2 protein-coding genes and 1 pseudogene are annotated in these 1,559 nt (G+C 47.8%); all 3 read right to left on the bottom strand.

Annotated elements, in window-relative coordinates:
- Positions 1-129 precede the first annotated feature (129 nt).
- The gene (locus tag ACRPFF_RS11025) at positions 130-897 is read right to left on the bottom strand and encodes a hypothetical protein (RefSeq protein WP_432674659.1); all 768 of its coding nucleotides are present in this window, start codon (positions 895-897) and stop codon (positions 130-132) included.
- 73 nt (positions 898-970) lie between these two features.
- Positions 971-1,282, bottom strand: coding sequence for an ArsR/SmtB family transcription factor (locus ACRPFF_RS11020; protein WP_003689616.1), 312 nt, complete (start codon positions 1,280-1,282; stop codon positions 971-973).
- Between the two features lie 151 nt (positions 1,283-1,433).
- Positions 1,434-1,559, bottom strand: a pseudogene (locus ACRPFF_RS11015) (FKBP-type peptidyl-prolyl cis-trans isomerase); the annotation flags it as partial.

The raw sequence follows: 1,559 nt of genomic DNA, 5'->3' as shown, positions 1-1,559 counted from the left end.
CATTCACCGTTGGGAAATATGGTCTGCATTCCATCAGTAATCTGATTCTTTTGGTAGCCACTTTCTATTTAACATCATTATTGTTTGTCGTTTTTGTCCTTGGTGCGGTGGCACGTTATAACNGGTTTTCTAGTTGCCACCGGAAACTTCAATAAAATCAATGCCCATTTCCGACAGTTTTTGCACCACCTGCACCGATTCGCTTTCGTCAAATCCGCCTTTTTGGAAATCTGCCGAATTGAGTTTTACGCCCACCAAGAAATCTTTGCCCGCGGCAGCGCGAATAGCGGTGTAGGTTTCCAAAAGGAAGCGCATACGGTTTTCCAAACTGCCGCCCCATTGGTCTTGGCGGCGGTTGTGGTGCGGCGAGAGGAATTGGCTGATGAGATAACCGTGTACGGCGTAAATTTGTACGCCTGAAAAGCCTGCCTGTTCGGCAATTTTGGCAGTTTGTACGAATTGCTGAATCAGCCCGTTGATTTCATCGGCACTCAATTCGCGCGGCGGATTGATAAAGCCATTCATGCCCACCAGCGGCACGGCGCTCGGTGCAAGCGGTGTTTTATTGACCACCGCAGGCGACTGTTTGCCCGCATGATTGATTTGCATGATGAGCAGCGTGTCGTTTTGCATGCGGGCTTTCGCCCATTTTTTCAGCATTTCAAGGGCGCGGTCGTCTGAAATCAACACATCGTTTATCGAACCTTTGCCGCTTTCAGCCACCATCACATTGCCCGTCACCAAAACGCCTGCGCCGCCTTCTGCCCAAGCGCCGTACAGGCGGACAAGTTTTTCAGACGGCTGGTCGTTTTGGGCAAGTTGCTCTTCCATGGCGGATTTGAAGATACGGTTTTTGGCGGTTTTGCCGTTTTGAAAAGTGAATGGCGTGAATAACATGATCGTTCCTTTAAGTTGATAAGTTTAAAAATGTAAACGTATTTGGGTAAAAATAAAGGGCCAACGGATAACCCTATTTTGAAAGCGGGCAATTTTGAGCCATCAAATCGGCAAGCTGTTTCAATCTCGCCACCGCATCCGCCATGGCAATACTGTAAAACCGCTCTTTGCCGACCTGCTCCACCGCCACCGCTCCGGCTTGCAGCATGATTTTTAAATGGTGCGACACAGCAGGGCGCGACAGATGCAGATGCTCGGTCAGCTCATTCACATTCATCCTACCGTGTTTCCACAATACATGCAGGATCTGATGGCGGTTTTCATCGCTCAATACGGTAAAAATGGGTATGCACTCGCGCATTAAATTCATGGTTTGTTGCGGCATATTCGATCTATTGAGTTTATATATTTAAAAATTCGAACGTATTTTAGAGGGAAGGTCGGCAGTTATCAAAGGCAGTTTGGTTTGCAGTTTGGCAATATATTGTTGCTGAAAGGTTTTTATAAGAAAAAATGCCGCCTGAAACAGCATGATGCGCGTTTTCGGGTGCGCCACCCTTAACCAGTTTCACATCAAATATCAAAGTAGAGTTCGGACCGATTTTTTCGCCCGCACCCTGTTCGCGGTAGGCAAGGTTGGACGGGATGTAGAACGTGGCTTC

The organism is Neisseria sp. SLRRB23, assembly GCF_050896295.1.
Lineage (GTDB): Bacteria > Pseudomonadota > Gammaproteobacteria > Burkholderiales > Neisseriaceae > Neisseria.
This window is presented reverse-complemented; position numbering and strand designations above follow the sequence as displayed.